General features: G+C 71.1%; 6 protein-coding genes. 4 read left to right on the top strand and 2 right to left on the bottom strand.

The window, feature by feature from the left end:
* The first annotated feature begins 63 nt into the window (after positions 1–63).
* From ACFT9I_RS39960 to ACFT9I_RS39945, 4 genes are all read left to right on the top strand, one after another.
* On the top strand, positions 64–3,363 hold the full coding sequence (locus ACFT9I_RS39960) for a PQQ-dependent sugar dehydrogenase (RefSeq protein WP_382572765.1): 3,300 nt from the start codon (positions 64–66) through the stop codon (positions 3,361–3,363).
* Positions 3,364–3,617: 254 nt separating this feature from the next.
* Entirely contained in the window at positions 3,618–4,790 is a 1,173-nt protein-coding gene (locus tag ACFT9I_RS39955) for an ROK family protein (protein WP_382572762.1), read from the top strand.
* A gap of 142 nt (positions 4,791–4,932) precedes the next feature.
* Positions 4,933–5,289, top strand: a complete 357-nt coding sequence (locus ACFT9I_RS39950; protein WP_382572761.1) for a PRC-barrel domain-containing protein — start codon at positions 4,933–4,935, stop codon at positions 5,287–5,289.
* A gap of 44 nt (positions 5,290–5,333) precedes the next feature.
* Entirely contained in the window at positions 5,334–5,606 is a 273-nt protein-coding gene (locus ACFT9I_RS39945; RefSeq protein ID WP_382572759.1) for a hypothetical protein, read from the top strand.
* Positions 5,607–5,722: 116 nt separating this feature from the next.
* Here the strand turns inward: ACFT9I_RS39945 and ACFT9I_RS39940 are convergent, their stop codons facing one another.
* Positions 5,723–6,145 carry a nuclear transport factor 2 family protein gene (locus ACFT9I_RS39940; RefSeq protein ID WP_382572757.1) on the bottom strand — a complete coding sequence of 141 codons (423 nt, stop codon included), beginning with the start codon at positions 6,143–6,145 and terminating at the stop codon, positions 5,723–5,725.
* Between the two features lie 82 nt (positions 6,146–6,227).
* Complete coding sequence (locus ACFT9I_RS39935; RefSeq protein WP_382572767.1) at positions 6,228–7,067, bottom strand: serine hydrolase; 840 nt, start codon at positions 7,065–7,067, stop codon at positions 6,228–6,230.
* Between the last annotated feature and the right edge of the window lie 101 nt (positions 7,068–7,168).

The raw sequence follows: 7,168 nt of genomic DNA, 5'->3' as shown, positions 1-7,168 counted from the left end.
CGCGGGGGCGCCTCGCGTGCTCCACCCGCTCCTTAACCTCAGCGATCGAGGAGACGTAATCCCGTGCAACGCACCCTGAGACGCCTGATCACGGGGGTCCTGCTCGTGGCACTGCCCGCGCTGGGCGGTGTGGCCGTCGCGCCCGCCGCCCAGGCGCACCCGGGCCACGAACACGCCCTGGACTGGTCGAACTACGAGAAAGTCACCCTGACGAAGGACACCGGCGAGCCGATCGACCTCGCCGTGCTGCCCGACAACCGCGTCCTGCACACCGCCCGCAACGGCGACGTACGGCTCACCGACCCCGGCACCGGTGTCACGAAGGTCGTCAACCACGTCGACGTGTACCAGAACTCCGAGATGGGGTTGCAGACGGTCACGCTGGACCCGGACTTCGCCACCAACAAGTGGGTCTACCTCTACTACTCGCCGCCGCTGAACACCCCGGCCGGCTCGGCGCCGCAGACGCTGCCCGCCGGGCAGACCGACGCGTACTGGAAGCAGTGGGAGGGGTACGACACCCTGACCCGCTTCAAGTGGACCGGCGACAAGCTCGACCTCTCCACCGCCCAGGAGATCATCCGGGTCGACGCCAACCGCGGCCAGTGCTGCCATGTCGCGGGTGACGTGGACTTCGACAGCAAGGGCAATCTCTACCTCGCGACCGGCGGCAACACCCCGGCGTCGGGCCCGAACGTCAACGGCTACACGCCGATCAACGACGCGGCCGGCTTCAACCCGGGTCTCGACGAGCGCCGCGGCGCCGGCAACACCAACGACCTGCGGGGCAAGATCCTGCGGATCGACGTCCAGGAGGACGGCAGTTACACGATCCCGGACGGGAACCTCTTCGAGCCGGGCACGGCCAAGACCCGGCCCGAGATCTTCGTGATGGGTCTGCGCAACCCCTTCCGGCTCGCCGTGGACCGCGAGACCGACGCCGTCATGTGGGGCGACTACGGCCCCGACGCCGGCACCGCCGACCCGAACCGCGGCCCGATGGGATACGTCGAGTGGCAGACCACGACGAAGCCGCTGAACAGCGGCTGGCCGTTCTGCACGGGTGACAACACCAAGCCCTACCGGGACTTCGACTTCGCGACGCTCACGCCCGGCCCCGCCTTCGACTGCGCGGCGCCGGTCAACGACTCCCGCTGGAACACCGGCCTGACCGAGCTGCCGGCGTCCGCGCCGGCCACGCTCTGGTACGGCGACAGGGACACCGACCAGCCGTGGCCCGAGCTGACCGGCTTCCGCGGTCCCGGTGGTCCGGGTGGCCAGGCCCCGATGGGCGGTCCGGTCTACCACTACGACGCGGACAACCCCTCGCCGGGCAAGTTCCCCGAGTACTGGGACGGCAAGGCGTTCATGGCGGAGTTCTCCCAGGACTACGTCGCCGCGCTCACGCTCGACGGTCCTGACGGCCCGGTGAGCAAGCTGGAGAATCTGCTGCCCAACAGCGAGCGCGCCCAGAACGGTATCCCGCAGTGGGACAACCCGATGGACCTGGAGTTCGGCCCGGACGGCGCGCTCTACGTCCTCGACTACGGCGACGGCTTCTTCCGGCAGAACCCCGACGCGGGTCTCTACCGGATCGACTACGCCGAGGGCAACAAGGCGCCCACCGCCGTGATCAAGGCCGACAAGACGTCCGGCCAGGCCCCGTTGGCGGTCTCGTTCAGCGCCACCGGGTCCAGTGACCCGGAGAACGGCGACCTCACCTACCAGTGGGACCTCGACGGCGACGGCACCTTCGACGCCACCGGTCCCACGGCCAACCGCACGTATCCGGACAACGGCCAGTTCCAGGCGCGCCTCAAGGTCACCGACCCGCAGGGCAAGTCCGGGCTGTCGAGCCGTCAGATCACCGTGGGCAACACGGCGCCGACGATACGGATCACCTCGCCGCCCGACGGCGGGTTCTTCAACTGGGGCGACTCCGTGCCGTACGGCATAGCCGTCGAGGACCCGGAGGACGGCACCACGCCGGACTGCGCCAAGGCCGCCTGGACCTTCGGTCTCGGGCACAACCAGCACGGCCACCCGGTCAACAGCGGCACCGGCTGCACGGGCGGCGTCCTGACCCCGGCCGACGCGGGGCACGGTGACACCGAGAACGTCTTCGGCGTCCTCGGCATCACCTACACCGACAAGGGCGCGGGCGGCGTGCCGCCGGCCACCGGTGACGCGCAGGTGGTCCTCAACCCGGCGCTGATGCAGGGCGAACACTACGACTCGGCGTCGGGCGTCACGGTCGCGGACGACACCACGGCGTCCGGCCAGCGCAAGCTGACCTCCTTCGACGCGGGTGACTGGATCGCGTACGACCCGGTGTCGTTCGCCGGGATCAACGGGGTCAAGACCCGGGCCAGTGGCGCCGGCACGCTGGCGCTGCGCTGGGGCTCGGTGGACGCGGAGCCGTTCGCGACGGTGCCGGTCCCGGCCGGCGAGGGCTGGCAGACCGTCACCACCGCTCTGGGCAACGCCCCTTCGGGGACCGGCGAGGTCTTCGTCACCACCTCCGGTGGTGTCGAGCTGGACTCGCTGACCTTCCAGGGCGCGGGTGTCGCGGACAAGACCGCGCCCAAGGTCACCGCCACGCTCAACCCGCCCCGGCCCAACGGTGACGACGGCTGGTACACCAGCAACGTGTCGCTCGCGGTCGCGGCGACGGACAACGGGACGGTCGCCAGCAGGCAGTACTCGATCGACGGCGGTACGACATGGCTGTCCGCCAACGCGGCCGTCACGCTGTCCAAGGAGGGCGCCACGACGGTCCGTTACCGGGCGACCGACAACGGCGGCAACGTATCCGAGGTGGGCTCGCTCACCGTACGGATCGACCGCACCGGTCCCACGGTGACGGCCACCGGTATCGACGCCGACGGCGTCTACGGGGACTCCAAGCGACCGACGCCAGTCTTCTCGGCGACGGACGCGGTGTCCGGCGGGGCGACAGTGACGGCCACGGTGGACGGCAAGGCCGTCAACTCCGGCCAGGCGCTGGAGCTCTGGCGGCTGCCGCTGGGCAACCATGACCTCACGGTCAGGGCCCGTGACAAGGCCGGCAACACCACCACGAAGACGGTGGCCTTCACCACCCGTACCTCCTACGCGGACATCCGCGCGCTGATCACCCAGCTGCGGGCCGACGGCCTGGTCACGGCGCAGGGACAGCAGCGGCTGACCGTACGGCTCGGGCAGGCCGAGGCACACGCCGACGCCGGCCGCACCAGTCAGGCCGCGGCCGTCCTGGAATCGTTCGCCGGCTACACGGCCGACACCGCCCTGGTGCCGGACGGTGCGGCGGGCGCGGCCCTGGCACGGGACGCGCGGGCCCTGAAGGGAGGCGCCACCGGCTGACGCCGGGACCGACAGGGCTGCCCCGCTGCCACGCCCCGCTCTCACCGGCGGGGCAGTTCTGTGCCCGGACCCGGCTCCGTCGCGGGGGCCGGTCCGAGTTCCGTCGCGGGGCCGGGTTCCGTCAACAAGGCGGCAACTTTCGGTGATCTGTGAAAAAGTTGCCGGGAGCCGCCCGCGTACTGCACCGTAACGCCCGCGCTCCGCCCCGCGACACCTCACCAAAGCTGTCGAAGGCGTCCAGAGGAAGTGAGTCCGTGAACATCCAGTACCGCGTGTTGAGTCTGCTGCGGGACAACGGCCCGCTGTCCCGCGCCCAGCTCGCGGACCGGCTGGAGGTTCCCCGCCCGCGGCTGCTCGGCGAACTCGACCGCATGGTCGCCGCCGGACGGGTCAGCGAGGCGGGCCCCGCCGCGTCGCGCGGCGGGCGGCGCTCCACCCTCGTCCAGCTCGATCCCGGTCTGCGGTTCGCCGCCGTAGATCTGGGCGCCAGCTCCGTCGACATCGAGATCACCGACGGCGCGCTCGCGCCGGTGGCCTCGATCTCCGAACCCGCCGACATCCGCTCGGGCCCTGTCGCCGTCCTCGGCCGCGTCAGCGAACTGCTGCGCGCGATGGCCGACCAGGGCCACTACACCCGGCTCGACGCCATCGGCATCGGCCTGCCGGGGCCGGTCAGCTTCCGGGAGGGCGTACCGGTCTCGCCGCCGATCATGGTGGGCTGGAACCGCTTCCCCGTACGGGACACCCTCGCCCGCGCGCACGACTGCCCCGTCGTGGTCGACAACGACGTCAACGTGATGTCCCTCGGGGAGCAGCACAGCGGCGTCGCGAGGACCGTCGACCATCTGCTCTTCGTGAAGATCGGCAGCGGTATCGGCTCCGGCATGCAGCACCACGGCCGGATCTACCGGGGCGCGGAGGGCTGCGCCGGCGACATCGGGCACGTCCAGGTGGACGCCGAGGCGGCCGGGCCGGTGTGCTCCTGCGGGAACACCGGCTGCCTGGAGGCGTACTTCGGCGGGGTGGCACTGGCCAGGGACGCCACGGAGGCCGCGAAGTCGGGCCAGTCGCCCGCCCTCGCCGAACGGCTCGCCGAGCGGGGGGTGTTGACCGCCGTGGATGTCGCGGAGTGCGCGGACGGCGGCGACAACACGTGCGTCAACCTCATCCGGGCCGGTGGCCACCGGGTGGGTCAGGTACTCGCCACCCTGGTCAGCTTCATGAACCCGTCGATGATCGTGATCGGCGGGGGTCTGACGGGGCTCGGCTATCCGCTGCTCGCCGAGATCCGCAGCGTCGTGTACAAACGCTCGCTGCCCCTCGCCACGGGCAATCTGCCGATCGTCATGTCCGAACTGGGTCCACGCGCGGGGGTCGTGGGCGCGGCGCTGCTGGCGAGCGAGCTGGCGTACGGCGAGGAGTCCTGACGGGCCCCGCCGCGCCCTCGTACGGCCGTACGGCCGTCCCGAGTGGCAGCGCGGCATGCCGTCGGCGACCATGACCGGAGCCGGGTGGGGTACACGCACCAGTGGGCCCGACAGCGAGGGCCACCGGAGGAGGAGAGCCGACATGATCGATTCCGCGGACATCCGTGAATGGCGTACGCACGACGTCATCGACTCCGACGGGCGCAAGATCGGTTCGCTGGAAGCGGTCTACGTCGACACCCGTACCGACGAGCCCGCCGTGGCGACCGTGCTGGTCGGCATGCCGACCAGGCACCGGCTGGTCTTCGTGCCGCTCGCGGGAGCCGTCGTGGGGCCGGGCTACGTCAAGGTCAGGTACTCGAAGACCGCCGTGAAGGACGCGCCGTCGATGGGCACCGACGATGTGCTGCCGGCGGAGGACGAGAAGGCTGTCTTCTCCCACTACGACCTGCCGTACGAGCCGGGCCCCAGCGGCGAACGCCAGCTGGCCCGCCGCTGACGCGCCCGGTCACCAGCCCGCCGGACACCCGTAGGCTCTCGCCGGTGGACGAATGGCGAGGCTTCATCACCAAGGTGCTCTACTGCACGCAGTTCAGCGCCCGGCTCGACGCCGGCGAGGCCGCCCGCGTCGGCCGTCTGATCGCCGACGGGCTGCTCGGCGACGATCCGCCGGCCCACCGGACACGGATGCTGAACGACGCCCTGCGATCGCCGGAGCCGATCACCGACGGCGACTGGCAGCCGCACGGCGAGCGGGAGGCCCGCGACTTCCTGGTGGCGCTGCTGGTCGAGCTCGGCGACGGCTCGGCGCCGTGAACCGACGAGTCCCCCGCCGTCCCCGGTAGTACCGGGGCGCGTCCTGGGCTGGGACCCGCGCTCCAGCGCGGACAGCGTCACGGCCACGGCGGAGAGCCCCCTCCGGCTCGGCCTGCTCAAGGCAGACGCGTAGCGTCGGCGACGGCCCCGGTGTCCCAGTAGAAGGGCCGGACCTCGGCGATCCGGCCGTCGGTGATCGTGATCGTCTGGAGGATCGGGAAGGCCAGCTCACGGCCGGTGGCCCGGGCGCGGGCATGGACCTGGGTGAGCACCACCGAGGTCTCCCCCGTGGCGAGGAATTCCTGCCCCGCCATGTCGAAGGACTCCCACACACCGGCCATCGCGAGGAAGAACCGCTCCATGCCCTCGTGGCCGCGCCATATTCCGCCGTAGGGCAGCGCCTCGGCCTGCCGCAGTACGACGTCGGGCGAGAAGAACGGCGCGAGTACGTCGAAGGAGGCCTCGCCGGGCCCGCCGGCCGCCAGGTACGCCGTCTCGGCCGCGTACATGCCGGTGAGGACGGTCATCGGGTTCGTCATGGTCCGAGCATGATCAGTTCGACAGGGCCGCGCTGGCGGCAATCGGACAGCGACCTGGTCGGCTCTGGGCCCTGTCCAGGACTTAGCGTCGCTCCGCCTTGACGAACGCCTTCACCGCGGTGGTCGCGGCCCGCTCCACCAGGTCCACGCCCTTCTTGTACGACGGCTGCCCGTCGGACAGCACCGCGACGAGCAGGGTGTGGCCCCCGTACTCGACGCGCCCGATGCTGTTGATGTCCCACAGCTCCGTCTCGCTGCGCGGCAGCCAGCCGTTCTTCAGCGCCGGTGTGGCCCCGGGCCGCTTGCTGTCGGCGGCGGCGGATATCCCCCACCGCTGGTTCGCCTCGACCGTGCTCATCAGTGACCGCAGATAGCCGCGGGAGGGCGCGGTGAGCGGGGAGTGACCGTCGCCGAGAACCGCTTCCAGGAGCACCATCTGGTCGGCCGCGGTGGTGCGCGTGAGGCCCCAGTGACCGTCCTTGTCGGTGCGGGTGTCCTTCAGGCCGAGGCGTTTGTTGGCGGCGTTCAGGCCGTCGGTGCCGCCGATCGCCTTCCAGAGCGCGTTCGTGGCGTCGTTGTCGCTGCTGCGGATCATCGCGGCGGCCAGCTTCTTCTGCTGCGCGGTGAGGGGCTCTCCGCGGTCCTGGGCGTCGAGCAGGAGGGCCGCGAGGATGTCGACCTTGACGACGCTGGCCGTGTCGAAGGCACCGGTTTCCTCGCCGTAAACGGCCGAGCCCCGGCCGTGCAGGTCCTCGACGGCGACGGTGTAGCGGCCGTCGCTCGCGGGGAGCGCGTCGAGCGCCTTGCTCATCGCGCTGTCGACGCCGGCCGACGTGGGCGCGGTACGGGCGGGGCCGTCGGCCGCGTGAGCGGCGGTGAGTACGGAGGCCGGTACCGCCACCGCGAGGGCGAGTCCGGCCACGGCCAAGGTCGGCAGTCTGCGAAAACTAAGCACAAACCGGACATTAGGCAATGCGGACCCCCGAAGGCAACGTGCGTAAGGTCACACAGACACCGGTGCCC

Origin of the sequence: Streptomyces sp. NPDC057137, from assembly GCF_042670825.1 — a bacterium.
Classification (GTDB): Bacteria; Actinomycetota; Actinomycetes; order Streptomycetales; family Streptomycetaceae; genus Streptomyces.
This window is presented reverse-complemented; position numbering and strand designations above follow the sequence as displayed.